We start from the raw sequence: 24,491 nt of genomic DNA, 5'->3' as shown, positions 1-24,491 counted from the left end.
GATGAAATGATGATAATTATTTGCTGCCAGTGGCGCGTTTTAATGCGATACGGGCGGTTAGTCGTAAGCGAATTAAGCGCCAGAAAACCCACACTAACGTCCCGGCGGAGATCGCCGCCGTCAGCAGATAGGTATCATTCCAGGCGAGAATATTGGCCTGCAGCGTCGCGGCGTTTTGCAGGAGCGTCGTGGCCTGGACGTTAAGCAGCGTGCTGTCGCCGATCTGGCTCTGGTACATCTGGCTGTACTGCTGCAGACGCTCGACGATCAGCGGGTTGAGGGTGGTGATCTGATCCGCCAGCTGACTGGAGTGAAATTTCTCCCGCCAGGTCTGGAAAGTACCGAGGATCGCCGATCCCAGCAGGCCGCCGATGTTCTGGCTCATGCCGAACAGCACCGAGAAGCTGACCAGGTTGCGCGGATCGGCGAACACCCCGCCAATACCGGCGAGCATCGCCGGCGCCAGAAAGAAGGCGCTGCCGAAGCCAAGCAAAAACTGGCTGAACATCAGTTGTTCCGGGCGGGTGAGGGCGTTGGACTGACTGTCGAGCAGCGAGGCCACCATGATCAGCGCCAGGGCGGTGGCGGTCGGCCAGTAGAGCTTCTGCGGGTTAAGCGTCAGGCAGCTGGCAATGATCCCGCACAGAATGCCGGCGAAAATTGACCACGCAAGGTTGGTCATCTGTTCGTTTTGCAGGCCAACGTACTGCAGCCAGCCGATCACCCCGGTATTCTGCTCCGCCAGCACGATGCGGATCAGCAGCATAATCAGACCGAGGCGCAGGATACTGCCGCTGGAGAGCCATTTGGTATTGAGCAGGGGATTGCTGCGGTTATGCTCGAAGGCGATGGCAGCGACGATCAGCACCACCGCCGCCGCCAGCGACCAGCCGATCCACGGCGCTTCGAACCACCACTCGAGCCGCCCCAGCGACAGCACCGCGCACACCAGCGCCATGCCGGGGGCCAGCAGGAAGAAGGTGATAAAATCCTTCTTCTCGAACACCTTTTTACGATCGCTCGGCGGCAGCTTCAGCGCGATGACGCAGGCCAGCGACACCAGCGCCAGCCCCAGTTCAAAGAAGTAGAGCCCGCGCCATTCGTCGCTCTGCAGCAGCTCGGTGGAAAAGAGGCGCGCCAGCGGAATGGCCAGCGACGAGCCAGTGATACCGATGGTCAGCCCTTTAAGGCGGTGGCGTGCGGGCCAGGCCTGCACCTGATAGTAGATCCCCAGCGAGCTGAGCGCCGCGGCCACCATGCCGTGGGCGGCGCGGACCATCATCGCCGAGCTGAGATCGTTGACGAACAGGTGGAAGAAGGTGACCAGCACATAGAGCACCAGAAAGCCTTCGGTAAAGGCGCGCAGCCCGAACTGTTGACGAAATTTCACCAGCAGCAGGTTGATGGAGACGTTGGTCATGACATACACCGCCGGCAGCCAGGCGATCTCCGTCGACCAGGCGGCGAAGGTGCCCTGCAGCAGCTGCAGATTGGCGGTGACTACCGCGTTGCCCAGCGCGCCGGTGAGGCACACCAGCAGCCCGACCACCCCGTAGGCCAGGCGCTTCGCCGGGCTGTGCAGCGGCGTCGATGGCGAGCCGAGCAGGGCCGGTTTTTCATGCGGCGCCCAGTCATGGGGGGCGTAAGGGTTACTCTGACGACGGGGCATTATTTCTTCTCCACTTCGCGCAACAGCTTTTCCAGCACCCGCTGAGTTTGTTCCCGCTCCTGCGGAGTAATCGCCGTCAGGATCTCTTCACGCAGATCGTCCGCCACCGTTTTGACCTGCTCGAAGAGGGCCTGCCCCTGGTCGGTGACCACCAGCAGCCGCTTGCGTTTATCGCGGTCGGTGGTGACGCGCTCCACCAGACCGAGGGTCACCAGGCGGTTGATCAGCGGCACAATGGTCGCGCTCTCCACTCCCAGCTCCTGCGCCAGTTCGCTTTGCGACAGCGGCTGGTGATGGCGGGCGATAGCGGCGACCGCTACCCAGCTGGCCTGGCTGAGGCCGAGGTTTTTCAGCCGACGATTAACCGCCAGCCGCCAGTGATGGGCAGTCAGATATAAAAGATGGGAGAAGTTTAGCTGTCGATGGTCCATAGGTCGTCTGCCAAAATCGTTAGAGCTCTAACGAGTTTATGCCTGACGACCGACGAAATTCAAGGGAAAGGATAAATAAGGGTTAACGGTGTGTGCTTTTATTGTAGCGAACAGGAGGATACCCCCTCAGGCCATTTACTCATGGAGGATGCTCTTATTCTGCGCCATCACCCAGGTGATAAAAGCGCGCAGGGGCGCGGGAATATGTTTGCGACTCGGATAGTAGACGCAGAAATGATCCGCCGGGTAGCGGTAGCTGGGCAATAAGCGGATCAGGCTACCGGCGTTCAGTTGCGCGGAGACCAGCGACTGATAGACAAAGGCGATCCCCAGTCCGCTCTCCGCCGCCTGGATCATCGCCGTATCGGAATCGACGACCAGATCGCCTTTGACTGCGACTTCGCCTGGCTCGCCGTCGGGGCTGATAAACTCCCACCGATACTTTTCGCCGCTGGGAAAACATCGGTTGATACAGCGAAAATTGATCAGCGACTGCGGGGTGTCGGGCGCTCCGGCCTGGCGGAGATAGTCCGGGCTGGCTACCGGGATCAGCGACAGTTTCTCGCCAAAGGGGATGGCAATCATATCTTTGGGCACATCCCGGGAATAACGAATGCCAGCGTCAAAACCGGACTCGATAATATTCACTTTCCGATCGGTGGTAAACAGCTCCAGCGTCACGTCAGGATAGGCGGTTTTAAAAGCAATAAAATAGCGCTGAAAGAAAAGGTCGAGAACAATGCGCGGTAAATTGACTTTCACCACCCCTTCCGGGGTCAGACGGTGATAATTCAGACTGTCGACTACCCGGCGATAATCATTCACCACCGGCGTCATATTATTAAGAAATTCCTCACCCACGGCGGTTAAAGACAAACTGCGCGTCGAGCGATTGAGCAGGCGCACGCCTAATTTTTCTTCCAGATGATTAATAGCGCTGGTGAGGGCCGGCGGTGAAAGATTTAATGCTCTGGCAGCTTGTCGAAAACTACCATGTTTCACTATGAGTATTAATATTTCAATTTGTTGCAAATCAGGCAACGTTTTCATTGTTAATTTCCAGCTAACACCGCGTTCGGAATAGATTAATTGTTATCAATGTAAAAGGGAAGTATATATTTAATAACATTCAGCACGTAAGGAAAATAAGGTGAAAACACGTTATCTCGGAAAAGAGAAGTTCCAGGTTTCCGCATTGGGTCTCGGGTGTATGGGAATGAGTTTTGCCTATGGCGGCGCTGAGGAGTCGCAGGCGATAAATACCATCCATGCCGCAGTGGACATGGGCGTGACCTTCCTCGATTCCGCCGAAGTGTATGGGCCTTTTGACAATGAAGTCCTTGTCGGGAAAGCGATTAAAGGCATCCGCGATAAGGTGCAGATTGCCACCAAATTTGGCTTTCGTATTCTGCCGACCGGCCAGGGGCTGGAGCGGATGGCCGGCGTCGACAGCCGTCCGGAACATATTCGTGAGGCGGTGGAAGGGGCGCTGAAGCGGCTGAATATCGAGACCATCGATCTGCTCTATCAGCACCGCGTCGATCCCGCGGTGCCGGTGGAAGAGGTGGTGGGCACCATGGCCGACCTGGTTAAAGAGGGTAAAATTCGCCACATCGGGCTGTCGGAAGTGTCAGCCCAGACGCTGCGCCGGGCCTGCAAGGTGCATCCGATTACCGCGGTGCAGACGGAATACTCGCTGTGGACCCGTGAGCCGGAGGGCGGCATCCTCAAGGCCTGCCGCGAGCTGGGGGTGGGCTTTGTCCCTTACAGCCCGCTGGGGCGCGGCTTCCTGACAGGCAAAATCACCGACCCCAGCCTCTTCGCTGCCGATGATTTTCGTCGCAATCTGCCGCGTTTCCAGGCCGAAACCATGCGCAAAAACCAGCAGTTGCTCGACCGTCTGCAGGAGGTCGCCGGCCGCTACGATGCCACCCTGGCGCAGATGGCTCTCGCCTGGGTGATGAGCAAAGGCGAAGATATCGTGCCGATCCCCGGGGCACGAAAAATCAATCACCTGCGCGATAATGCCGCTGCGGCCGATATTATGCTCTCGCCTGAAGATATTCACACCATCGATCATATTTTCGCTGCCGAAAACGTCGCCGGCTTACGCTATAACCAGGGCGACTTTAATTTAATCGATAAATAATCTCCTGAATACGTTCCTCCCGCCGTTCTGGCGGGAGATAAGGTAACTTATGACTATTGCTGTTTCCCGTCCGGCGGGATTGCCTGCGGCGGTGTATGCGCTTTCCGTGGGTTCATTTGGTATTGGCACCACCGAATTTGCGATTATGGGTTTATTACTCGATGTGGCCCATGATTTTCATATATCCATTACCCTTGCCGCCTGGTCTATTACCGCTTATGCCTGTGGGGTGGTGATTGGCGCGCCGCTGCTTACGCCGCTATTAAGCCGTTATCGCAAAAAACCGGCGCTGTTATTTTTGATGATCTTATTTTCCATTGGAAATTTAGGCTGCGCGATCGCCGGTAATATGACCATGCTAATTATTGCCCGGGTAATAACCGCTTTCGCTCACGCTTCGTTTTTCGGAATAAGCTCAGTCTATGCCGCGGAGCTGGCGCCGGTAGATAAACGAGCTTCGGCGGTCTCCGCCGTGTTTCTCGGCGCCACCCTGGCCAATATTCTGGGCGTGCCGCTCGGCGCCTGGGTGGGGCAGTACCTTGGCTGGCGCTATACCTTCTATATGGTCACGCTGATCGGCGTTCTCTCCGCCCTGGCAGTCATTGCCCTGGTGCCTGGCCGTCAGGCGCAACCGTCGGCCCAGAGCCGGATCCGTGATGAGCTAAAGGTGCTCCGCCATCCCGCGGTGCTGCGCAGCCTGCTGATCACTGCCCTCGGGTTCTCCGGCGTCTTCGCCGCCTTCACCTACATCGCGCCGATGCTGAAAACCGTCACCGGGATGAGCGAACACCTTATTCCGCCGGTGCTGATGCTGTTCGGCGTTGGGATGGTCGCCGGGAATCATCTTGGCGGCCGACTGACCGACGGCGGCGTCCGCCGGGCGCTGCTGCTGACTCTCGCTTTGCTGAGCGTCGTCCTGTGCCTTTTCCCGTGGGCTATTCAGACGCTGCCTGGTGCCTGCGCGGCGGTGTTTTTGCTGGGGGCGGCGATGTTCTCCACCATTCCGCCGCTGCAGATGCAGGCGCTGGACAGCAGTGAGAGCGGTAAAAGCATGGTCTCCTCGTGCAATATCGCCGCCTTTAACCTCGGCAATGCCGGCGGCGCCTGGTTTGGCGGGCTGCTGCTCGCCTCTGGCGTCTCTCTATCTCACATTCCTCTGGCCGGTGCTTGCCTGACCGCCAGCGGATTGGTTATCGCTAGTGTGACGTTGTCACCTTTAAAAGGAAGTCAAGCATGAAGTATCGGTATTTAGGTTCCACCGGGCTGTCGGTTTCGGAGCTCTGTTTCGGCGCCATGACGTTTGGCGAGAAAGGGGCCTTTCTCGGCGCGCCGGGGCGCAACTGGTCGGAATTCGGCGTGGTGCCTGAGCAGACGGCCTACGATCTGGTGTACAAAGCGCTGGACGCCGGGATTAACTTTTTTGATACCGCGGACTGTTATAAGAACGGCCAGGGCGAAGAGCTGCTCGGCAACGCGCTGAAGGGAAAACGCCAGCAGGTGATTATCGGCACTAAAGGGCGCTGGCAAACCGACCCCAACCCGAATGCGCTGGGGGCGTCGCGCTACCATATCATCAATGCCGTCGAGGCCAGCCTGCAGCGGCTGAAGACCGATTATATCGATATCTATCACCTTCACGGGTTCGATCCGCGCACCGCACTGGAGGATACCCTGCGCACGCTGGATACCCTAATCCGCGCCGGGAAAATTCGCTATATCGGGGTCTCCAACTACGCGGCCTGGCAGCTGGCGAAGGCGCTGGGGATCTCGGAGCGCCTTGGGCTGGAGAAATTCTGCGTCTATCAGGGCTATTACAATATCGCCGCGCGTGAACTGGAGCATGAGATTATCCCGCTCAGCGTCGATCAGAACGTCGGCATCACCGTCTGGAGCCCGCTGGCCGGGGGCTTTCTCACCGGCAAATACCCGCGCAATCAGGCGTTTCCCGAAGGTAGTCGCCTGGCGAACGCCACGCCGTTCGAATCCGCGCCGATCGCCAACCGCGAGCAGGCCTGGCAGACCCTGGAGGTGATGCAGGAGATTGCCCGCCAGCGCAACGCCAGCGTCGCGCAGGTGGCGCTCAACTGGCTGCGTACCCGTCCGGGGATCGCTTCGCTGGTGATCGGCGCGACCAAATTGGCCCAACTGGAAGATAACCTGGCGGCGCTGAACTGGACGCTGAGCGACGAGGAGACGGCGATCCTCAACAGCGTGAGCGAGAAAGAGAAACCATACCCCTACTGGCATATCTGCAATGTCGCCGGCGATCGTCGTCTGGCCGATGATATCTATCCCTAATCACCCTGCACCCAGGCAACACGCGTATGCCCCACATGGGGCATACAGAGAGGCTCGATCGTGAAAAAAGTACTCATTGTTGGCGCCGGCCCGGTAGGGTTAATCATTGGCTGCTATCTGAATAAGTATGGAATTGATTTTGATATCATTGATAAAAATACCCACAGCACCACCTGGTCCAAAGCGCTGAGCGTCAGTCCGGCGACCATTAAAGCCTTCCACGGCTTAGGCCTTGCCGGGGAACTGATCGCCCAGGGAAAACAGGTGCAGTCAGTCTACGCTTACTATAAAAACCGCAAATTTCTGCATATTGATAACCGCCGACTCGCCACCTGCTATCCCTTCCATGTCAGTATCCCGCAGCCGCGGACGGAGAAGATCCTCGAAACGGCATTAGCCGCCGCCGGGCGGCAGGTGAGACGCGGGCACCAGCTGGTCTCCTGGCGGCGGGAGGGGGAGCGCTATCACGTCTCCCTGCTCGACGATGCCCGTCGGGCCTGTTCCGCCGCTTATGACTATATTATCGGCGCCGACGGCGCGGCCAGCACCGTCCGGGAGCTGGCCGGGATCGGCTTTAGCGGTCATGACTATCCGCTGCATTTTGTGATGGCGGATGTGCAGTTCGACCCCGCGGCGGCGCTCCCGGGGACCTCCTACCATATTGATGAGCAAGGCTTTCTGATTTTCCTGCCCATGCCGGACAATCAGGTCAGGATTGTGATTAAAAAAGCCGGGCGCTTGCCGTCGCCGCGTCCGGTGCCGGACCTGCAGGAGATTAACGCCGCGCTGGCGCGCTACTGCCCTCAGGTGCCGCCGGCGCAGAGGCTCACCTGGTCCTCCAGCGCCAATTTCTATAACCGCATCGCCGATGACAATCTGCAGCACCATATTATGCTGGCGGGAGATGCCTTCCACCTGTTCAGTCCCATTGGCGGGCAGGGGATGAACACCGGCGTCCAGGATGCGGTGAACCTCGCCTGGAAGCTGGCTTTCTATCTGCACGGCGTGGCCACTGACCGACTGCCGGCGTCCTATCGCACCCAGCGCTTCGCCGCGGTGAGCGGTGTGCTGCGCTCCACCGATCGCGATACCGGCCTGATCGCCGGTCTGGTGCCGAGAAATCATATCGATGGGGTCTACTTTCCGGAGTTTTGCAACCGTAACTTCTATCGTCACCAGCTGCCGCTGCAGTACGCCGGTTTCACCGCGACGCAGGCGCAGGAGACGGACGGCCTGGCAGGGCACCATGTTCCCTGGTACGTTTTTGCCTCCCCGCAGTCGACGTTTCGCAACAGCTATGACGCCTTCGCCAGCGGTAAGGTGGTGATCTTTTCCGCCCGCGCCGCCTGTCCTCCTTTGTCCCGCCTGAAGCAGGCCGGCTGGTTTATGTTCTGCCCCCTCGAGCCGGCGGACAAGGCGTTTCTTGAGGCGCTACAGATCGGTCCCGATGACTACGCGGTGGTTAATCCCGATGGCTATGTGGGCTTTACCGGCAGCGAAGCCGGGACGCGGCAGTATCTTTCCTCGCTCTACGTAATGGAATAATCATGAACAAAGTCTATATCGTCGCGGCCTGCCGTACGCCGGTGGGGCGCTTTCTTGGTGCCCTGAAAACGGTCTCCGCGGTGGAGCTGGCAGCGCTCACCGTCAGGCACAACCTGCAGCAGGCCGGCATTGACCCGGCGTGGATCGATGAGGTGATCTGCGGCTGCGTCCTCGCCGCCGGGCAGGGAATGGGACCGGCGCGTCAGGTTGCGCTGCGGGCAGGGATCCCGGTGCAAACGCCGGCTTACACCCTGAATATGATCTGCGGTAGCGGCATGAAAAGCATGACCGAAGGGGCGATCCATATCCAGAGCGGTTATGCCGACCTGGTGGTCGCCGGCGGAATGGAAAATATGAGTCAGGCGCCGTTTTTGCTGCAGGGAGAGATAAGGGGCGGGATGAAATTCGGCGCATTCAGCAGTGAGGATGTGATCCAGCGCGACGGGTTAACCGATCCGCTGCTGCAGATCCCGATGGGGGAAACGGCGGAGGCCATCGCCGCGCAGGAGCAGATCTCGCGCGCGGCGCAGGACCGGTATGCGCTGGAGAGCCATCAAAAAGCCTCCGTCGCCAGCCGTGCCGGCTATTTTGCCGATGAGATTGTGCCGGTGACGGTCAGCGCGAAGCGGGGCGTCAGCACGGTCCGCGAGGATGAGCCGATCCGCCATGATCTTAGCGCCGGGCAGCTGGCGGCGCTGAAACCGGCTTTTCGCGCTGACGGCAGCGTCACGGCGGGCAACGCCTCCGGGCTGAACGATGGCGCCGCGTCGGTGATCCTCGCTTCGGCGCGCGCCGTTGCCCGCTATGGCCTGCAGCCGCTGGCGGAGATCGTCTCCTTTGGCGAAGGCGGCGTCGATCCGTCCATGATGGGGCTCGGCCCACTGCCGGCGATAGCGTGCGCCCTGCGCCGCGGTGGTTTTCAGCTCAGCGATATGGCCCGGCTGGAGATTAACGAAGCCTTTGCCGCGCAGGTATTGGGGGTGGTCAGGGGACTGGCCAGAGAGCATCAGATGACGGAGGAGGAGATTGCTTCCCGCCTGAACGTCCACGGCGGCGCGATCGCCCTCGGTCACCCGCTGGGCAGTTCCGGGACGCGGATCGTGGTCAGTCTGGTGCACGCGCTACGCCGGGAGAATCAACCGACCGGCCTGGCGTCGCTGTGCATCGGCGGCGGGATGGGGATTGCGTTACTGGTGAAAACGATCTGAGGAGACAAGCGCCATGGAAAAATTAATTGTGGTGGGTGAGAAATTTACCGATTTTGCCCGGCGGCATGAGAATGTGCTGACGGTTAATGAGTTTGAGCGATTTGTCTGGAGCGGCGAGCTGGCCGGCGTCGATAAAATCGTTATTGGTCAGGGGGTACAGCTCGACGACATCTCCCGCACCATCTGCATTATTCGTCAGCACTATCCGGATAAAATCCGCCAGATCGTCAATCTCCAGGATCTCTATTATCAAAACAACCGCGATCATCAGCGGCTGGTACATAAACGTAAAAAAGCGAATATCCTCATCACCTCGCCGGAAAAACGCGATGAGGATAACTATTGCGCGCGCCTGATCCTGCAGGATGCCTCGGAGTTACTCTGCGACCACCAGACCGGGCAACATATTCAGGGGATGGTGCTGATCGAGGCGGCGCGGCAGACCATCATCGCCACCTCGGAAAAATTCCTGCTGGCGGAGGCCGGCGTGGCAATGGCGGAGAAGTACTTTACCCTGAGCTCGCTGCAGGTGGCCTTTTCCTGCTTTGTTTTTCCGCTGCCGGTGACCATCGTCCTCAACGTAGTATCACGCAAAAGTTCAGCCCATGGCCGCTTCACCTGCGAATGCTCGGTGGGGTTTGACCAGACCGGCACCCGCAAAGCGGAAGTTGGCTTTAGCTTCAGCGTCTATGACCTTAACTACATCACTCGCAAAGAGTGCGAGCAGGCGGCGCAGTGCCATCAACATTATCTGGTCAGTATTGAGCAGGGGGACGGGGATGAGCATCGCCTTTTTTGATGTGGATGAAACGCTGATAACCGGCAAAAGTATGTTCCTGTTTCTGCACCGCTATGCCGAGGAATATCCGCTGCAGTGCGGTTTGACGGCCGCGGCGATTGTCCGCCAGCTTCAGGCGCTTAGCGAAGCGGGTCAACCGCGGGAAGCGATCAACCGCTACTATTACTTGCTGTTTCGCCACGAGTCGCGCCCCCGGGTGCGGGCGGTCGCCGAGCGTCTGTATCGCGAAGGCGGATATGGTTTTCACCACGAGGTGGTGGCGCGCCTCAGGCAGCATCAGGCGCGGGGGGATGACGTGGTGTTTGTCTCCGGGTCGATGACCGACATTCTCTGGCCGGCGATGGCGGCGCTGGGGGTGGAACATGCCCTGTGCTCGGAGCCGGTGGTGGTGGATGACCGCTATACCGGCGAGCTCTGGCGGACCGCCATCGGCGAACACAAGGCGGCGCATGCTCAGTGCTATGCGCAGGAACAGGGCCAGCCGCTGGCGGCGTGCTACGCCTTTGGCGATCATATCTCGGATCTGCCGCTGCTCACCGTGGTTGGCAACCCCTGCGCGGTGAATCCCTGTCCGGGTCTGCTGGCGGAGGCGCAGCATCGGGGATGGCCGGTGCTGTGGTCCACCGTCGGCTGACGGCGCGACGGCAAAAAAAAGGGGCGGCGCAATGCCACCCCTGGTGCACTTTCTGACGGGGATCAGCCCGGGTAGATGCCGCGGTCTTTACGCGCCATCAGGATGCGCTCGCAGGCCACGATATAGGCGGCGGTACGCAGCGTACATTCTTTCTCGGCCGCTTTATCGCAGACGTGAATGATGGCGTCGGTCATGATGCGGTCCATCTTGGCGTTGATCTCCTCTTCGCTCCAGAAGAAGCTGGCCATGTCCTGCACCCACTCAAAGTAGCTGACGGTCACCCCGCCGGCGTTACAGATAACGTCCGGCACCACGATCACGCCGCGCTCGGCCAGCACATCGTCCGCTTCCGGATAGGTTGGGCCGTTGGCCCCTTCCAGCACCAGTTTGCAGGTCAGCTTCTCAGCGCGCTCGCGGGTGATTTGCCCTTCCAGCGCCGCCGGGATCAGGATGTCCATTGGGGTGGTCCAGAAAGCCTCTTTATCAATCTCCTGGGCGCCCGGGAAACCCGCGATCTGCTTTTTCTCCGCCTGCCAGGCGGTGAGGGCAGCCATATCAATCCCGCCTTCGTTGTACAGGGTAGCGGTGTGATCCTGAATAACCACGATACGGGCGCCGACGCCGGCGAACAGGCGCGCTGCTTCGCTACCGACGTTACCAAAGCCCTGCAGCGCCACTTTAGCGCCTTCAATTTCGATTCCGGCGCGACTGGCCACTTCCCGGCCGGTGACGAACACGCCGCGTCCGGTGGCTTTTTCACGACCGAGGGAGCCGCCGAGGTGGATCGGTTTGCCGGTGACCACGCCGGTGATGGTGGTGCCATGGTTCATGGAGTAGGTGTCCATCATCCACGCCATTACTTTGCCGTTGGTGCCAACGTCCGGCGCCGGAATATCTTTCTGCGGCCCGATGATAATGCCGATTTCGCTGGTGTAGCGGCGAGTCAGGCGTTCCAGTTCACCTTCCGACAGCGAGAAGGGGTCGACGCGGATGCCGCCTTTGGCTCCGCCGTAAGGAATATTGACCGCGGCGCACTTAATGGTCATCCAGGCAGAAAGTGCCATGACTTCGTTAAGATCGACATCCGGATGGTAGCGAACACCACCTTTACCCGGTCCACGCGAAAGATTGTGCTGAACGCGATAGCCCTCGAAGTGGCGAATGGTGCCGTCGTCCATCTGCACAGGGATGTCGACGATCAGCGCACGCTTCGGATGGCGCAGGGTTTCCACCCAGTAGGCAAGATCGCCGAGATAAGGCGCGACACGGTCGATCTGGCGCAGGTAGGTGGTCCATGGAGATGTACTACTTTCAGATGCGTAAGATAACTTTTCCATAAGAGTCCTGTTTCTCAGTGTTATTTATGTCGTGTAAAACCGTGGAATAGCTACAGCAGTAAACTCTGTGCAATGAATGGTATCACCAATTTTATAAAGCGGTATTTGACGGCAATTCCGATTTTTAAATTTTTGTTAGATTTTTTATTTTTTAAGTGAATAACTACGCACAAGAACCACCCGCAAGCTGTGCATTTTAATTCACTTTTTATTCACTTAAGTGAATAGGAAAATATTTTTTCTATGTTTTTCATTATCTTGATGATCTTCAAAAAGTGAATAAATTGCGTTTCCCCGTATTGACAATCTTATTGTTCACAGGCCAGCATTAGCCCGCACAACAACATGGCGTTAACCATGAATTAACAATTACCCGCATAAAGAATAGGGCTTATATTTTCTGTGGTGAATATTTTTACCATCGCAGCGGGCGCGCTCGTGCCCAAAATAAGCCGAGGGTCAGGGTTAATGTCGATTGTCCAACGCGACGGGAGCGTTTTCCGTCGCCTTACGCTCCGGAGATAAATTATGTCAGGCAGCATGACTCGCGAAGATTTTGACGCTTACCTGGTTCCCTGTTTTGCCCCCGCGCCGTTTATTCCGGTGAGGGCGGCGGGCTCCCGCGTCTGGGACCAGCAGGGGAAAGAGTATATTGATATGGCGGGCGGCATCGCAGTGAACGCCCTGGGCCATGCTCACCCGGCGCTGGCGGAGGCCCTGCAGGGGCAACTGGCGAAACTGTGGCATATCGGCAATGGCTATACCAACGAACCGGTGCTGCAGCTGGCGAAAACCCTCGTGCAGTCCACCTTTGCCGACAAGGTGTTCTTCTGCAACTCCGGCGCCGAAGCGAACGAGGCGGCCCTTAAGCTGGCGCGGAAATATGCCCACGATAAGTTCGGCGGTGAAAAAAGCGAAATCATCGCCTTCAACCACGCCTTCCATGGCCGGACGCTGTTCACCGTCTCCGTCGGCGGCCAGCCGAAATATTCCAGTGATTATGCGCCGCTGCCGCAGGGCATTACCCATCTGCCCTATAACGATATCGAGGCGGTGACTGCGGCGATCTCCTCGCGCACCTGCGCGGTGATTGTCGAGCCGATTATCGGCGAAGGCGGGGTGATCCCGGCGGACCCGGCGTTCCTCCAGGCGCTGCGCGCCCTTTGCGATCGCCATCATGCCACCCTGATATTTGATGAGGTACAGACCGGCGCCGGGCGTACCGGCCATCTCTACGCCTACCAGCATTACAACGTCGTCCCGGACATCCTCACCAGCGCCAAAGGGCTGGGGGGCGGCTTCCCGATCGGCGCGATGCTGGCGAAAGAGGCCTGGGCGCAGGTCTTCCAGCCAGGCACCCATGGCACCACCTTCGGCGGCAACCCGCTGGCGGCGACCGTCGCCAACGCCGTGCTGGCCCATCTGGATGCGCCGCTGCTGGCGGGCGTCGGCGAGCGCCATGCGCTGATCGTCGACCAGCTGAATGCCCTCTCTGCCCGTTACGATGCGTTTAGCGCCGTGCGCGGCGCCGGTCTGCTGATCGGCGCCGAGCTGGCGGGACCGCTGCGCGGGAAGGCCAAAACCCTGACCAACCTGGCGGCGGAAGAGGGTGTGATCGCCCTGATTGCCGGTCCGGACGTGCTGCGCTTCGCGCCGGCGCTCAATATCCCGCTGGCAGATATTGCGGAAGCCTTCGTGCGCCTCGATCGCGCCGTTGCCCGCTTAACCCGCTAACCGGGAGGACGGCCTGTGATGCTATTTCGTCCCGTACGGGAAAACGATCTTGACGACATCGTCCGCCTTGCCGCGCGGGCGGGGGTCGGCATGACCTCCTTACCCCATGATGCCGGGCGCCTGGCCGCCCGGATCCGCCGCAGCATTGACACTTTCGCCGGCGCGCTGCCGCGCGGCCAGCAAGGCTTTCTGTTTGTGCTGGAAGACACCGCGCTGTCGCGGGTGGTGGGGGTCAGCGCCATTGAGGTGGCGGTAGGCCTGGACGAGCCGTTTTACAATTTTCGCATTCAGAAAACGGTCCGCGCCTCGAAAGCGCTGGGGGTCTATAAGCCCCAGGAGCTGCTCAATCTGAGCTATGACCACACCGGCCACAGCGAGCTGTGTACGCTGTTTCTCGACCCTGAGTATCAGCGCAACCGCAACGGTCTGCTGCTCTCCAAAGCGCGGTTTTTGTTTATCGCCGCCTTCCGCGAGTGGTTTTCGCCGCACCTGTTTGCCGAACTGCGCGGCTGCAGCGATGAGCAAGGGCAGTCGCCGTTCTGGGATGCGCTGGGCCATCACTTCTTCGAGATCCCGTTCGCCGATGCCGACCGGCTGACCGGCACCGGCATGAAAACCTTTATTGCCGAGCTGATGCCGGCGTACCCGATCTATATCTCGCTGCTGCCGGAGAATGCCCGTCAGGTCATCGGCCAGGTGCACCCCAACACCGCCCCCGCGCGGGCGATCCTCGAGAAAGAGGGGTTCAGCTGGCGCGGCTCGGTGGATATTTTCGATGCCGGTCCGGTGCTGGAGGCGGAGACCGATCAGATCCGCGCCGTGCGCGACTGCCAGTGCCTGCCGGCTCAGCAGTTGGCGGGCACGCTGTCGGCGCCGACGCTCGTCGCCAACGGTCAGTTCGACAATTTTCGGGCGCTGCTGGTGGCCCACGAAGAGCAGGTCTCACTGGACGCCGCCGCGCTGGATGCGCTGCAGGTCACTGAGACCGACCGCGTTTATACGGTAACCCTGAACCCAGAGGAAAACAGATCATGGCGGTAAAAGCACAGTTCATAGCCGGGCAGTGGCAGCCGGGCAGCGGCGCAACGATGAGCAAACTGGCCCCGGAGGATCAGTCTCTGCTGTGGCAGGCGGCCAGCGCGGGGGCCGACGACGTCCAGGCGGCCTGCGCCGCGGCGCGCGCCGCGTTTTATCCATGGTCGCACCGCCCGCTGGCCGAGCGTATTGACGTCGTACAGCGTTTCGCCGCGCTGCTGGAGACGCATAAAGAGGCGCTGGCGACCCTGATTTCCCGGGAGGCCAGCAAGCCGCTGTGGGAGACCCGCACCGAAGTGCAGGCGATGATCGGCAAAGCCGCCATCTCCATCGAGGCCTATCACCAGCGGACGGGCTTTCACGAGTCGACGCTACCGGACGGGAAAGCGCTGCTGCGCCACAAGCCGCACGGCGTGATGGCGGTCTTCGGCCCTTACAACTTCCCGGGCCACCTGCCCAACGGGCATATCATTCCGGCGCTGATCGCCGGGAATACTATCGTATTTAAACCCAGCGAGCTGACGCCGGCCACTGCGGAACTGACGGTCCAGCTGTGGCAGCAGGCGGGCGTCCCCGACGGGGTGATTAACCTGCTGCAGGGCGGGAAAGCCACCGGCCAGGCGCTGCTGGAAAACCGCGATATCGACGGCGTGCTGTTCACCGGCAGCGCAGCGGCGGGTTTCCACTTCCATCGCTACTTCGGCGGCCAGCCGGAGAAGATGCTGGCCCTCGAAATGGGCGGCAACAACGCGCTGATCGTGGCTGATGTGGCCGATGTTGATGCGGCGCTGCATGTTATTATCCAGTCGGCGTTTATCTCCGCCGGACAGCGCTGCACCTGCGCACGCCGGCTGATTGTTCAGCGCGGCGAGCAGGGGGATGCGCTGCTGCGGCGGCTGGTGGAGGCCAGCGCGCAGATCCGCGCCGGGAAATGGGATGACCAGCCGGCGCCGTTTATGGGTGGGGTGATTTCCCTTGAGGCGGCGCAGAACATGCTGGCGGCGCAGCAGAAACTGGAGGCGCTTGGCGGCAAGGTGCTGCTGCGCCTGCGCCAGCCCGACCCGCACTCCACGGTGCTGACCCCGGGGATCGTCGACGTCACCGGTATCGAGGTGCCGGATGAAGAGTACTTTGGCCCGCTGCTGACGGTTATCCGTTACGACGACTTCCCGGAGGCGATTCGCCTCGCCAACCAGACCCGCTATGGCCTGGCCGTGGGGCTGATCTCCAGCGATGCGGCACAGTTTGACCAGCTGGCGGACGAGGCGCGCGCCGGGATCGTCAACTGGAACAAGCCGCTGACCGGCGCTTCCAGTAAAGCGCCGTTTGGCGGGGTGGGCGCCTCCGGTAACCACCGCGCGGCAGCGTGGTACGCCGCCGATTACTGTGCCTGGCCGATGGCCTCTCTGGTCAGCGACACGCTGACGCTTCCGGCGAACGTATCGCCGGGCCTGCCATTCTGATAACGGATCCTGTGAGGACATATGTCTGGTTTTGAAGCTAACTTTGATGGCCTGGTCGGCCCGACGCACCACTATGCCGGACTCTCCGTCGGCAATGAAGCCTCGCAAAATAACCGCGATGGTCTCTCTAACCCTAAAAAGGCGGCGCTGCAGGGGCTGTATAAAATGAAAGCCCTTGCCGATCGCGGATTCGTGCAGGGGATTCTGCCGCCGCAGCCGCGGCCGAACCTGCGTCTGCTGCGCGACCTGGGATTCGAGGGCAGCGATGAGCAGGTCATCCGCCAGGCGGCCCAGGCGGCGCCGCAGCTGCTCTCCGCCTTCAGCTCCGCCTCGTCGATGTGGACTGCCAACGCGGCGACCGTTTCGCCGTCGGCGGATAGCGCCGATGGCAAAGTTCATTTCACCGTCGCCAACCTGAACAATAAGCTGCACCGCATGCAGGAGGCGCCCACCACCTCGGCGATCCTGCGCGCCACCTTCGCCGATCCGCGCTACTTCGCCCACCACGCGGCGCTGCCGCAGCATGGCGACCTCGGCGACGAAGGTGCGGCCAACCATAACCGCTTCTGTCGGGAGTATGACCGGCAGGGGGTGCAGCTGTTTGTCTACGGTCGACGCGCCAGCGGCGGGATCGCCCCGGTGAAGTATCCGGCGCGGCAGACCCTGGAGGCCAGCGAAGCAGTGGCTCGCCTGCATCAGCTGGATCCGCGCTACACGGTGTTTGCCCAGCAGGCGCCGCAGGCTATCGATCGCGGCGTGTTTCATAACGACGTTATCGCGGTCAGCAATCGCCATGTGCTGTTCCACCATCAGCAGGCGTTTGTCGATCAGTCGACAGTATTGGCGACGCTGCGGGCAAAAAGCGACAGTCTTGATATTCCGTTTACCAGCGTGGAAGTGCCGGACGAGCGGGTGTCGCTCGATGACGCGGTGGCCTCCTATCTGTTCAACAGCCAGCTGCTGAGCAAACCCGACGGCAAGATGCTGATTGTGGTGCCAGAGGAGTGCCGCCAGCGGGAAAACGTCTGGCGTTACCTGAGCGATCTCGCGGCCGACAGCGCGTCGCCGATCGATGAAGTGGCGGTTTTTGACCTGCGGGAAAGCATGCGCAACGGCGGCGGCCCGGCCTGCCTGCGGCTGCGGGTGGTGCTCAACGAGTCTGAACGTAAGGCGGTCAACGCCCACAGCCTGATGAACGACGAACGTTACCAGCAGCTGACGGCGTGGGTGGAAAAACATTACCGTGACCGGCTGCACGCCCGCGATCTGGCAGACCCGCAGCTGCTGCGCGAGGTTTATCAGGCGCTGGATGAGCTGACGCAGATCCTGCGTCTGGGCGCTGTCTATGATTTTCAGCGTTAAGGAGCGGCAGATGGAGCATCTGGTTAACGATTTACTGCACTGCCGCCTGCAGGCGTGGACCTTTCCGGCGGACATCGAGGCCCGCTGGCTGGGCGAGGGCATCCTGCAGCTGCTGCCGGCCACGCCGTGGCGTCAGGCGACGATCCTCTCCGCTGGCGTCCATGGCAATGAGACCGCGCCGACCGAGCTGCTGCTGCAGCTGACTCACGATCTGAGCCAGGGGCGGCAGCCGCTCACCCAGGCGCTGCTGATCGTTTTTGGTAACCTGCCGGCGATCCGCGCCGCGCGTCGCTATCTGCACAACGACCTCAATCGCCTGTTCGGCGGCCGCCATCTGGCGGTCACCCCGGGCAATGAGTCGCGGCGGGCTTTTGCTCTCGAGCAGGCGGTGCAGGCCTTCTATCGCGCCGCCGATGCGGCGGGGCCGGTCAGCCGTAGTCATCTCGATATGCATACTGCCATTCGCGGGTCGCTGTATCGCCAGTTTGCGCTGCTCCCGGCCCACGAGGAGGATTTTTCGCCCGGCTTCTATCAGCTGCTGCAGGCCAGCGGGATGGACGCCATCGTGCGCCATACCGAAGCGGGCGGGACCTTCACCCACTTCACCTGCGAAAAGTTCGCCGCGCAAAGCGCCACCCTTGAGCTGGGAAAAGTGATGCCGTTCGGCGCCAACGATCTTAGCCTGTTCGCCGCCGCCGACGCGGCGATCCGGGCCTGGATTTCTGACGCGCCGCTGCCGGCGCGCGATAAAGCGCCGGTGGATTACTTCCTGGTCGAGGAGAGCATCATCAAGCGCGAAGGGGAATTTACGCTCAATCTGGCGGCCAACGTCGAGAACTTCACCGCGCTCCCGGCAGGGTATGAGATCGCCCGCCAGGCAGAGAAACGGTGGGTGGTGCAGGCCCGTGCCCCCTATATTCTCTTTCCCAATGCCGGGGTCGCTACTGGCCAGCGCGCCGGGCTGCTGCTCCGCGCCGCGGCGCTTCACCTCCCGCAACCAGCCTGAGGAAACACCATGACTGAACATCAACATCAGGCGCCATCTGCCGCCGGAGGTGAAGGCGCGTCACAGCTTAAGCGCGGGCTTGGCGCCCGCCATATCCAGATGATTGCCCTCGGCGGCGCCATCGGCACCGGGCTGTTTATGGGGGCGGGGCGCAACATCGCCGTCGCCGGCACCTCGATCCTGGTTATCTATGTACTGGTCGGGTTCTTTACCTATATGGTGATGCGGGCGATGGGGGAGCTGCTGCTCACTCGCCATGACTACCGCTCGTTTGCCGACTTTGTCGGCGAGTATCTCGGACCGCAGGCCAGCTTTTATCTCGGCTGGACCTACTGGCTGAGCTGGGTGGTGACCTGTATCGCCGACGTGGTGGTGTGCGGGAGCTATATGCAGTACTGGTTCCCCGAGCTGTCGGCGTGGATGCCGGCCCTCAGCATGCTGGCTATCCTGTTCCTGCTCAACCTACTGTCGGTGAAGATGTTTGGCGAGGCGGAGTTCTGGTTCGCCCTGATCAAGGTGATCACCATTATCGCCCTGATCGTCACCGGCGGCTGGATGATTGCCACCGGCTGGACCTCTCCGGATGGCGTGACGGCTTCCCTGAGCCATCTCACCGACCCGACGGCCTTTATGCCTCACGGTATCACCGGCTTTTTCGCCGGCTTCCAGATAGCGATCTTCTCTTTTACCGGTATCGAACTGCTGGGGACGATGACGGCGGAGACCCGCGATCCGCAGCGCATTTTGCCCAAGGCGATCAATGCGCTGCCGCTGCGGATTATCATCTTCTATCTGCTGTCGATGGTGGTGATCATCGCTGTCGCCTCCTGGCCGGGGGTGTCGGCGGAGACCAGCCCCTTCGTAACGCTGTTTGCCAAAGCCGGGCTGCCCGCGGCGGCGGCGGTGATTAACTTCGTGGCGCTGACCTCGGCGATGTCCTCGGCCAACAGCGGGGTCTTCTCCAGCACCCGCATGCTGTACGGCCTGTCGGTGGAGAAGCATGCGCACTGGCAGTTCCGCATTCTGTCGCGCAGCACCCGCATTCCGGTGCGCAGCCTGCTGTTCTCCTGCTTCTGCATGCTGATCGGTACGCTGCTGCTGTTCCTGGTGCCGAATGTGATGACCCTGTTCACCATCGTCTCGACCCTGGCGGCGATTATGGTGGTGTTCAGCTGGGGGATGATCCTCGCGGCCTATCTGGTTTATCGCCGTCAGCGTCCGGACCTGCATGCCGGTTCGATCTTTAAGATGCCCTTTGGCGTGGCGATGAGCTGGGTGAGCCTGCTGTTTTTCGCCTTCGCCATCTTCATCATGATCTTTGACCCGGACACGCTGCTGGCGCTGCTGGCTTCTCCGCTGTGGTTTATCGCGCTGTGGGCCTTCTGGAAGCTGAAGCAGCGGCGCGAAGGGCAGCTTCAGCTGGACAATCAGAGCGCCTGACACCCGCCGGCCCTGGCGGCCGGCTAAGGGGTGTGGCCAGGGCGTCTTAGCCGTTGTTCCCGTTCGTCTGCCCGGTGGCGGCTGGCGCCTTACCGGGCCTACTGTCTTACTGAGCCTGGGATGAGCGGTTTCCCCCGCGGCGTGATCCCCCTGTAGGCCCGCGCAAGCGCAGCACCCGGGCAGGATGGTCGGCGCCGAGGTAGCCCGGACCGGCTGCGGTTAGGCGCTTTCCGCCCGGGAGCGCGCCGCGCCAGGGACGGATTTCATCCGGCTGGCGCAGAATATCGCCAGCAGCGAAATCGCCACCGTCACGCCCAGGTAGACGGCCACCGGTCGCCAGTCACCATCGTATTTCGCCAGCAGACCGGTGGCGATAAGCGGCGCGGTGCCCCCGGCCAGCGCGGCGCCCAGCTGGTAGCCGAGGGTGATCCCGGTATAGCGCACATTGGCGCTGAAAATCTCTGAGCACAGGGTGCCCAGCACCGCGGTCACCGGCGCCCACAGGATGCCGAAGGCAACGATCGTCGCCAGCATAATGCCCCAGCTGGTGCCGGTGTCGAGCAGCAGGAACCACGGGACGATAAACAGCCCCAGCAGCACCACGCTCAGGGTGTACATTTTTTGCCGACCCACCTTGTCGGACAGCAGCCCCATCAGCGGGATCATCACGGTGGCCACCAGCGCGCCCAGGGTGACGGATTCCAGCGCCTGCGACTTCTGATAGCTCAGGGTGGTGGTGGCGTAGCTGACCACAAAGGTGGAGAAGATATAGAAGGGGGCGGTCTCCACCACTTTCAGACCCGCGGCGATCAGCACTTCCCGCCAGTGGTGTTTGAGCGTCTCGCGCAGCGGAGCCTTCGCCACCTGGCCAGACTGTTTCACCTGCTTAAAGGCGGGCGTTTCGTCGATGTCTTTGCGGATCCACAGGCCGAGGAAAACGAGGACGGAGCTGAGCAGGAACGGAATGCGCCAGCCCCAGGCGAGAAACTGCGCCTCATCGAACAGGGTCATCAGCGAGACGATGAAGGTTGCCATCAGCATGCCGATGGTCACGCCGGCCTGGGGAATACTGCCGAAAAAGCCTTTCCGCTTTTCCGGGGCGTATTCGTAGGCCAGCAGCAGCGCGCCGCCCCATTCGCCGCCGATACCCATGCCCTGAATAATGCGCAGGGTAATCAGCAGGGCCGGTGCCCACAGGCCCACCATCTCGTAGGTGGGCAGCAGGCCAATGGCCACCGTGGCGCTGCCCATCAGCGACAGGGTGAGCACCAGCGTCTTCTTGCGACCGATGCGATCGCCGATATGGGCGAAAATGACTCCGCCGATGGGGCGGATAAAAAAGGTGAGCGAAAAGGAGAGCCAGGAGAGGATCAGACCAATGACCGGGTCGACCATCGGAAAGAAGATTTTGTTAAACACCAGCGCGGCGGCGGTGCCATAGAGAAAATAATCGAACCATTCGATGGCGCTGCCGGTCAGGCTCGCGATCAGTACCTTCTTGTTTTTCTGCAGAATGGATGCAGTGTTGCTTGCTGGATTGCTCATTACGAAACGTTCTCCCGCCACGGTAAAAGGTCAGGTGTCACTCTGTGCGTGCAGGGTGCAACCTGATGTGAAAAAGGTTGTGCAATTGTTAAGCAACTTAGAGTTGATGGTTACAATTGGCAAGTTATCCCTCGGCAATGCGGGCAAGAAAACGCGCTTTTGTCTGGTGTAACCGCGAGGTAAATTTTTATTTTCCACCTGTTTTTGCTGTTTTTTGTTATTTTCATGGTCAGTTATTCAGGTGCAACCTGCGTGTTTTTAGATGTTTCTTGTTATTTCAAAATAGTTACAAATCAGCGTCGCTTTGCGCCCCGGCAGGCGGCGTTTATGATGGCCAGACTATTCTCTCTGCGCGGCTGAGAGGTGATTAAGGAGATCAGAATGGCAGAACACTTTCCCCCGCTGTCGGCGACGACGCTGGCGGCGGCAAACCTGACCGGCGGCTGGCTGGCGCAAAACGATCTGGCGACGCTGACCGCGCCGCCGGCGGTGGATGTGGTGGTGCTGGCTGGCAACGCCGTGATCCCTACCATCGACGCCGCCTGCCGACTGGCGGCGGAGCAGGAGGTTCCGCTGCTGATCAGCGGCGGCGTAGGGCACTCCACCGGTTTTCTGTATGAGGCGGTGCGCGAAGATCCGCGCTACCGTTCGCTCGCGGTGGAGGGGCGTCCGGAAGCGCATATTCTGGCTGATATTGCGCATGACTTCTGGCACATTCCTCGCCCGCGGCTGGTGGTGGAGGATCGGTCGACCAACTGCGGCGAAAACGCGCGCTTTACTCGCACAATGCTGGAGAGTCGGGGGATCCCCCATCGTCGCGGGATCGTCATTCAGGACCCCACCATGCAGCGGCGGACGATGGCCACCTTCGCCCGCGTCTGGCAGGGGGCGACGACGCCGCCGCAGTGGCTGAGCTTTCCCGGCTGCACGCCGGTGCTGCAACAGACCGACGGCCAGCTGGGGTTCGTGGGCGGCGGGGCGGGGCTGTGGCCGGTGACCCGCTACCTGGCGCTGCTGCTCGGCGAACTGCCGCGTCTGCAGGATTCCCCTGAAGGGTACGGTCCACGGGGGAAAGACTTTATCAGCCACGTGACTTTCCCGCCGGAGATCCTCGACGCCTGGCGACAGCTGCGGGAGGATGACCGGCTCGCCGGGGCGCTGCAGGCCCGCATCCTCGGCTGATAAATGCCCGTTTGCGGCAGATTTATCGCAAACGGGCAATTTGTGTTATTGAAATGTAACCTCAACCGGGTATTTTTGGCCCGGTTTTATGAATCAGCTCACAAAACTGCGCCAACGTGCTGCGAAGCCACGGCTTATCCGCCCGATATTTAACAAAAAAATCACTTGTTAAATACAAATGCACCACAGGAGCAGCCATGACAGCACCCGTTCAACACCAGATGTATATTGATGGCCAGTTCGTTTCCGGTCACGGCGACGGCTGGATCGACGTGCTTAACCCGGCGACCGAAGCGCTGCTGTCGCGGATCCCGGACGGGACCGCGGAAGAGGCGCGGCTGGCGATTGACGCGGCGGAGCGCGCCCAGCCGGCCTGGGAGGCGCTGCCGGCCATTGAGCGCGCGGGCTGGCTGCGCAAAATTGCCGCCGGCATCCGTCAGCGTGCCGATGACATCGCCGGGCTGATCGTCGCTGAAGGCGGCAAGATCCAGCAGCTGGCGGCGGTGGAGGTGGCGTTCACCGCCGACTATCTCGACTACATGGCCGAATGGGCGCGGCGTTATGAAGGGGAGATCGTGCAGAGCGACCGTCCCGGGGAAAATATCCTTGTCTTCAAACGCGCGCTGGGGGTGACCACCGGGATCCTGCCGTGGAACTTCCCGTTTTTTCTTATCGCCCGCAAGCTGGCGCCGGCGCTGATCACCGGAAATACCATCGTCATTAAGCCCAGCGAATTCACGCCCAATAACGCTATTGCTTTCGCCGAGATCGTCCACCAGGTTGGGCTGCCGAAAGGGGTCTTTAACCTGGTGCTCGGCCGTGGGGAAACCGTCGGCCAGGAGCTGGCCGGCAATCCGAAGGTGGCGATGGTCAGCATGACCGGCAGCGTGGCGGCGGGGGAGAAAATCATGGCCGCCGCGGCGAAAAATATCACCAAAGTGTGCCTTGAGCTTGGCGGCAAAGCGCCGGCCATCGTCATGGACGATGCGGATGTGGAGCTGGCGGTGAAGGCGGTGGTGGACTCGCGGGTGATCAACACCGGGCAGGTGTGCAACTGCGTCGAGCGGGTCTATGTTCAGCAGGGGATTTACGACCGCTTCGTCAACCGCCTCGGCGAGGCGATGAAGGCCGTGCAGTTTGGCGACCCGGCGGCGCGGGATGACATCGCGATGGGGCCGCTGATCAACGCTGCCGCGCGGGATCAGGTGGCGCGCAAAGTGGCGAAGGCGGTGGCGCAGGGGGCGCGGGTAGCGCTGGGCGGTCAGCCGCTGGAGGGGAAAGGCTATTTTTATCCGCCGACCCTGCTGCTGGATGTGCGTCAGGAGATGGATATTATCCATGAGGAAACCTTCGGTCCGGTGCTGCCGGTGGTGGCGTTTTCAACTCTCGATGAAGCGCTGGCGATGGCCAATGACAGCGATTATGGCCTCACCTCCTCAATCTACACCCGCGATCTCAACGTGGCGATGAAGGCGATTAAGGGGCTGAAGTTCGGCGAAACCTATATCAACCGCGAGAACTTTGAGGCGATGCAGGGATTCCACGCCGGCTGGCGTAAATCAGGGATCGGCGGCGCAGATGGCCGCCATGGCCTGAATGAGTACCTGCAGACCCAGGTGGTCTATCTGCAGGCCTGAGACGCTCAATGCAGAAT

General features: G+C 60.7%; 21 protein-coding genes and 1 pseudogene. 15 read left to right on the top strand and 7 right to left on the bottom strand.

What is annotated here, in order from left to right; all coding sequences use genetic code 11:
- Window positions 1-16 precede the first annotated feature (16 nt).
- The 3 genes from ACLH1I_RS11090 to ACLH1I_RS11080 all read right to left on the bottom strand — a co-directional run bounded on the left by ACLH1I_RS11090 (window position 17) and on the right by ACLH1I_RS11080 (window position 3,150).
- The gene (locus tag ACLH1I_RS11090; RefSeq protein WP_048324020.1) at window positions 17-1,669 is read right to left on the bottom strand and encodes an MFS transporter; all 1,653 of its coding nucleotides are present in this window, start codon (window positions 1,667-1,669) and stop codon (window positions 17-19) included.
- Entirely contained in the window at window positions 1,669-2,100 is a 432-nt protein-coding gene (locus ACLH1I_RS11085; protein WP_004204063.1) for a MarR family winged helix-turn-helix transcriptional regulator, read from the bottom strand. The genes ACLH1I_RS11090 and ACLH1I_RS11085 overlap by 1 nt, the downstream gene beginning before the upstream one ends.
- Window positions 2,101-2,235: 135 nt before the next feature.
- Window positions 2,236-3,150 (bottom strand): LysR family transcriptional regulator, encoded by a 915-nt coding sequence (locus ACLH1I_RS11080; RefSeq protein ID WP_017898723.1) that lies wholly within the window; start codon window positions 3,148-3,150, stop codon window positions 2,236-2,238.
- Window positions 3,151-3,250: 100 nt separating this feature from the next.
- Between ACLH1I_RS11080 and ACLH1I_RS11075 the strand changes: the two genes are divergently transcribed.
- Genes ACLH1I_RS11075 through ACLH1I_RS11045 form a run of 7 tightly spaced genes read left to right on the top strand, consistent with a single transcriptional unit; the run spans window position 3,251 to window position 10,733 of the window.
- On the top strand, window positions 3,251-4,249 hold the full coding sequence (locus ACLH1I_RS11075) for an aldo/keto reductase (protein ID WP_198079759.1): 999 nt from the start codon (window positions 3,251-3,253) through the stop codon (window positions 4,247-4,249).
- Between the two features lie 49 nt (window positions 4,250-4,298).
- Window positions 4,299-5,486 (top strand): MFS transporter, encoded by a 1,188-nt coding sequence (locus ACLH1I_RS11070; protein WP_198079758.1) that lies wholly within the window; start codon window positions 4,299-4,301, stop codon window positions 5,484-5,486.
- Window positions 5,483-6,547, top strand: coding sequence for an aldo/keto reductase (locus ACLH1I_RS11065; protein WP_023289473.1), 1,065 nt, complete (start codon window positions 5,483-5,485; stop codon window positions 6,545-6,547). The genes ACLH1I_RS11070 and ACLH1I_RS11065 overlap by 4 nt, the downstream gene beginning before the upstream one ends.
- Window positions 6,548-6,607: 60 nt before the next feature.
- Window positions 6,608-8,092 carry an FAD-dependent oxidoreductase gene (locus ACLH1I_RS11060; RefSeq protein WP_048324026.1) on the top strand — a complete coding sequence of 495 codons (1,485 nt, stop codon included), beginning with the start codon at window positions 6,608-6,610 and terminating at the stop codon, window positions 8,090-8,092.
- A gap of 2 nt (window positions 8,093-8,094) precedes the next feature.
- Window positions 8,095-9,300, top strand: a complete 1,206-nt coding sequence (locus ACLH1I_RS11055; RefSeq protein ID WP_017898718.1) for an acetyl-CoA C-acyltransferase — start codon at window positions 8,095-8,097, stop codon at window positions 9,298-9,300.
- Window positions 9,301-9,313: 13 nt separating this feature from the next.
- Window positions 9,314-10,099, top strand: a complete 786-nt coding sequence (locus ACLH1I_RS11050) for an AfsA-related hotdog domain-containing protein (RefSeq protein WP_004204071.1) — start codon at window positions 9,314-9,316, stop codon at window positions 10,097-10,099.
- The gene (locus tag ACLH1I_RS11045) at window positions 10,080-10,733 is read left to right on the top strand and encodes an HAD family hydrolase (protein ID WP_048324029.1); all 654 of its coding nucleotides are present in this window, start codon (window positions 10,080-10,082) and stop codon (window positions 10,731-10,733) included. Before ACLH1I_RS11050 ends, ACLH1I_RS11045 begins: the two co-directional genes overlap by 20 nt.
- 62 nt (window positions 10,734-10,795) lie before the next feature.
- On the opposite strand, the gene ACLH1I_RS11040 is transcribed toward ACLH1I_RS11045, so the two are convergent.
- Together ACLH1I_RS11040 and ACLH1I_RS11035 are read right to left on the bottom strand one after the other, a co-directional pair.
- Entirely contained in the window at window positions 10,796-12,070 is a 1,275-nt protein-coding gene (locus tag ACLH1I_RS11040) for a Glu/Leu/Phe/Val family dehydrogenase (RefSeq protein WP_064794810.1), read from the bottom strand.
- A 212-nt stretch (window positions 12,071-12,282) separates the two neighbouring features.
- A pseudogene (locus ACLH1I_RS11035) lies at window positions 12,283-12,429 on the bottom strand (hypothetical protein).
- A gap of 169 nt (window positions 12,430-12,598) precedes the next feature.
- Between ACLH1I_RS11035 and ACLH1I_RS11030 the strand changes: the two are divergent.
- From ACLH1I_RS11030 to ACLH1I_RS11005, 6 genes are read left to right on the top strand one after another with little or no spacing between them, the layout of a single operon-like run.
- Window positions 12,599-13,804: a bifunctional succinylornithine transaminase/acetylornithine transaminase gene (locus ACLH1I_RS11030; protein ID WP_004204075.1), complete on the top strand. Its 1,206-nt coding sequence runs from the start codon at window positions 12,599-12,601 to the stop codon at window positions 13,802-13,804.
- Between the two features lie 18 nt (window positions 13,805-13,822).
- Window positions 13,823-14,845: an arginine N-succinyltransferase gene (gene astA, locus ACLH1I_RS11025; RefSeq protein WP_072140450.1), complete on the top strand. Its 1,023-nt coding sequence runs from the start codon at window positions 13,823-13,825 to the stop codon at window positions 14,843-14,845.
- Entirely contained in the window at window positions 14,836-16,302 is a 1,467-nt protein-coding gene (astD, locus tag ACLH1I_RS11020; RefSeq protein ID WP_198079756.1) for a succinylglutamate-semialdehyde dehydrogenase, read from the top strand. Before astA ends, astD begins: the two co-directional genes overlap by 10 nt.
- A 21-nt stretch (window positions 16,303-16,323) precedes the next feature.
- Window positions 16,324-17,664: an N-succinylarginine dihydrolase gene (gene astB / locus ACLH1I_RS11015; RefSeq protein ID WP_004204080.1), complete on the top strand. Its 1,341-nt coding sequence runs from the start codon at window positions 16,324-16,326 to the stop codon at window positions 17,662-17,664.
- A 10-nt stretch (window positions 17,665-17,674) separates the two neighbouring features.
- Window positions 17,675-18,670, top strand: coding sequence for a succinylglutamate desuccinylase (gene astE / locus ACLH1I_RS11010; protein WP_004204082.1), 996 nt, complete (start codon window positions 17,675-17,677; stop codon window positions 18,668-18,670).
- A gap of 9 nt (window positions 18,671-18,679) precedes the next feature.
- Window positions 18,680-20,110 carry an amino acid permease gene (locus ACLH1I_RS11005; RefSeq protein ID WP_017898712.1) on the top strand — a complete coding sequence of 477 codons (1,431 nt, stop codon included), beginning with the start codon at window positions 18,680-18,682 and terminating at the stop codon, window positions 20,108-20,110.
- Window positions 20,111-20,329: 219 nt separating this feature from the next.
- On the opposite strand, the gene ACLH1I_RS11000 is transcribed toward ACLH1I_RS11005, so the two are convergent.
- Complete coding sequence (locus ACLH1I_RS11000) at window positions 20,330-21,655, bottom strand: MFS transporter (RefSeq protein WP_004204084.1); 1,326 nt, start codon at window positions 21,653-21,655, stop codon at window positions 20,330-20,332.
- A 381-nt stretch (window positions 21,656-22,036) separates the two neighbouring features.
- Here ACLH1I_RS11000 and ACLH1I_RS10995 point away from each other — a divergent pair, with 381 nt between their 5' ends.
- On the top strand, window positions 22,037-22,837 hold the full coding sequence (locus tag ACLH1I_RS10995) for a YdcF family protein (protein ID WP_048324039.1): 801 nt from the start codon (window positions 22,037-22,039) through the stop codon (window positions 22,835-22,837).
- A gap of 61 nt (window positions 22,838-22,898) precedes the next feature.
- Here the strand turns inward: ACLH1I_RS10995 and ACLH1I_RS10990 are convergent, their stop codons facing one another.
- Window positions 22,899-23,036, bottom strand: a complete 138-nt coding sequence (locus ACLH1I_RS10990; RefSeq protein WP_032425978.1) for a hypothetical protein — start codon at window positions 23,034-23,036, stop codon at window positions 22,899-22,901.
- On the opposite strand from ACLH1I_RS10990, the gene aldA reads away from it, so the two are divergent.
- The gene (aldA, locus tag ACLH1I_RS10985) at window positions 23,035-24,474 is read left to right on the top strand and encodes an aldehyde dehydrogenase (protein WP_004204088.1); all 1,440 of its coding nucleotides are present in this window, start codon (window positions 23,035-23,037) and stop codon (window positions 24,472-24,474) included. The genes ACLH1I_RS10990 and aldA overlap by 2 nt on opposite strands.
- Window positions 24,475-24,491 lie beyond the last annotated feature (17 nt).

Source organism: Klebsiella sp. 1SOBk10mer, from assembly GCF_046602535.1.
Taxonomy (GTDB): domain Bacteria; phylum Pseudomonadota; class Gammaproteobacteria; order Enterobacterales; family Enterobacteriaceae; genus Klebsiella; species Klebsiella quasipneumoniae.
Note: the sequence above shows the minus strand (reverse complement) of the source record. Positions and strands in the feature narration are given on the sequence as shown.

Bases quoted from the DNA above. Each gene is read 5' to 3' on its own strand.
- astD (WP_198079756.1), top strand. From the start codon at position 14,836: ATGGCGGTAAAAGCACAGTTCATAGCCGGGCAGTGGCAGCCGGGCAGC.
- ACLH1I_RS10990 (WP_032425978.1), bottom strand. From the start codon at position 23,036: ATGGCTGCTCCTGTGGTGCATTTGTATTTAACAAGTGATTTTTTTGTT.
- ACLH1I_RS11065 (WP_023289473.1), top strand. From the start codon at position 5,483: ATGAAGTATCGGTATTTAGGTTCCACCGGGCTGTCGGTTTCGGAGCTC.
- ACLH1I_RS11040 (WP_064794810.1), bottom strand. From the start codon at position 12,070: ATGGAAAAGTTATCTTACGCATCTGAAAGTAGTACATCTCCATGGACC.
- ACLH1I_RS11045 (WP_048324029.1), top strand. From the start codon at position 10,080: ATGAGCATCGCCTTTTTTGATGTGGATGAAACGCTGATAACCGGCAAA.
- ACLH1I_RS11080 (WP_017898723.1), bottom strand. From the start codon at position 3,150: ATGAAAACGTTGCCTGATTTGCAACAAATTGAAATATTAATACTCATA.
- ACLH1I_RS11090 (WP_048324020.1), bottom strand. From the start codon at position 1,669: ATGCCCCGTCGTCAGAGTAACCCTTACGCCCCCCATGACTGGGCGCCG.
- aldA (WP_004204088.1), top strand. From the start codon at position 23,035: ATGACAGCACCCGTTCAACACCAGATGTATATTGATGGCCAGTTCGTT.
- ACLH1I_RS11050 (WP_004204071.1), top strand. From the start codon at position 9,314: ATGGAAAAATTAATTGTGGTGGGTGAGAAATTTACCGATTTTGCCCGG.
- astE (WP_004204082.1), top strand. From the start codon at position 17,675: ATGGAGCATCTGGTTAACGATTTACTGCACTGCCGCCTGCAGGCGTGG.
- ACLH1I_RS10995 (WP_048324039.1), top strand. From the start codon at position 22,037: ATGGCAGAACACTTTCCCCCGCTGTCGGCGACGACGCTGGCGGCGGCA.
- ACLH1I_RS11085 (WP_004204063.1), bottom strand. From the start codon at position 2,100: ATGGACCATCGACAGCTAAACTTCTCCCATCTTTTATATCTGACTGCC.
- ACLH1I_RS11055 (WP_017898718.1), top strand. From the start codon at position 8,095: ATGAACAAAGTCTATATCGTCGCGGCCTGCCGTACGCCGGTGGGGCGC.
- ACLH1I_RS11005 (WP_017898712.1), top strand. From the start codon at position 18,680: ATGACTGAACATCAACATCAGGCGCCATCTGCCGCCGGAGGTGAAGGC.
- ACLH1I_RS11000 (WP_004204084.1), bottom strand. From the start codon at position 21,655: ATGAGCAATCCAGCAAGCAACACTGCATCCATTCTGCAGAAAAACAAG.
- astA (WP_072140450.1), top strand. From the start codon at position 13,823: ATGCTATTTCGTCCCGTACGGGAAAACGATCTTGACGACATCGTCCGC.
- ACLH1I_RS11070 (WP_198079758.1), top strand. From the start codon at position 4,299: ATGACTATTGCTGTTTCCCGTCCGGCGGGATTGCCTGCGGCGGTGTAT.
- astB (WP_004204080.1), top strand. From the start codon at position 16,324: ATGTCTGGTTTTGAAGCTAACTTTGATGGCCTGGTCGGCCCGACGCAC.
- ACLH1I_RS11030 (WP_004204075.1), top strand. From the start codon at position 12,599: ATGTCAGGCAGCATGACTCGCGAAGATTTTGACGCTTACCTGGTTCCC.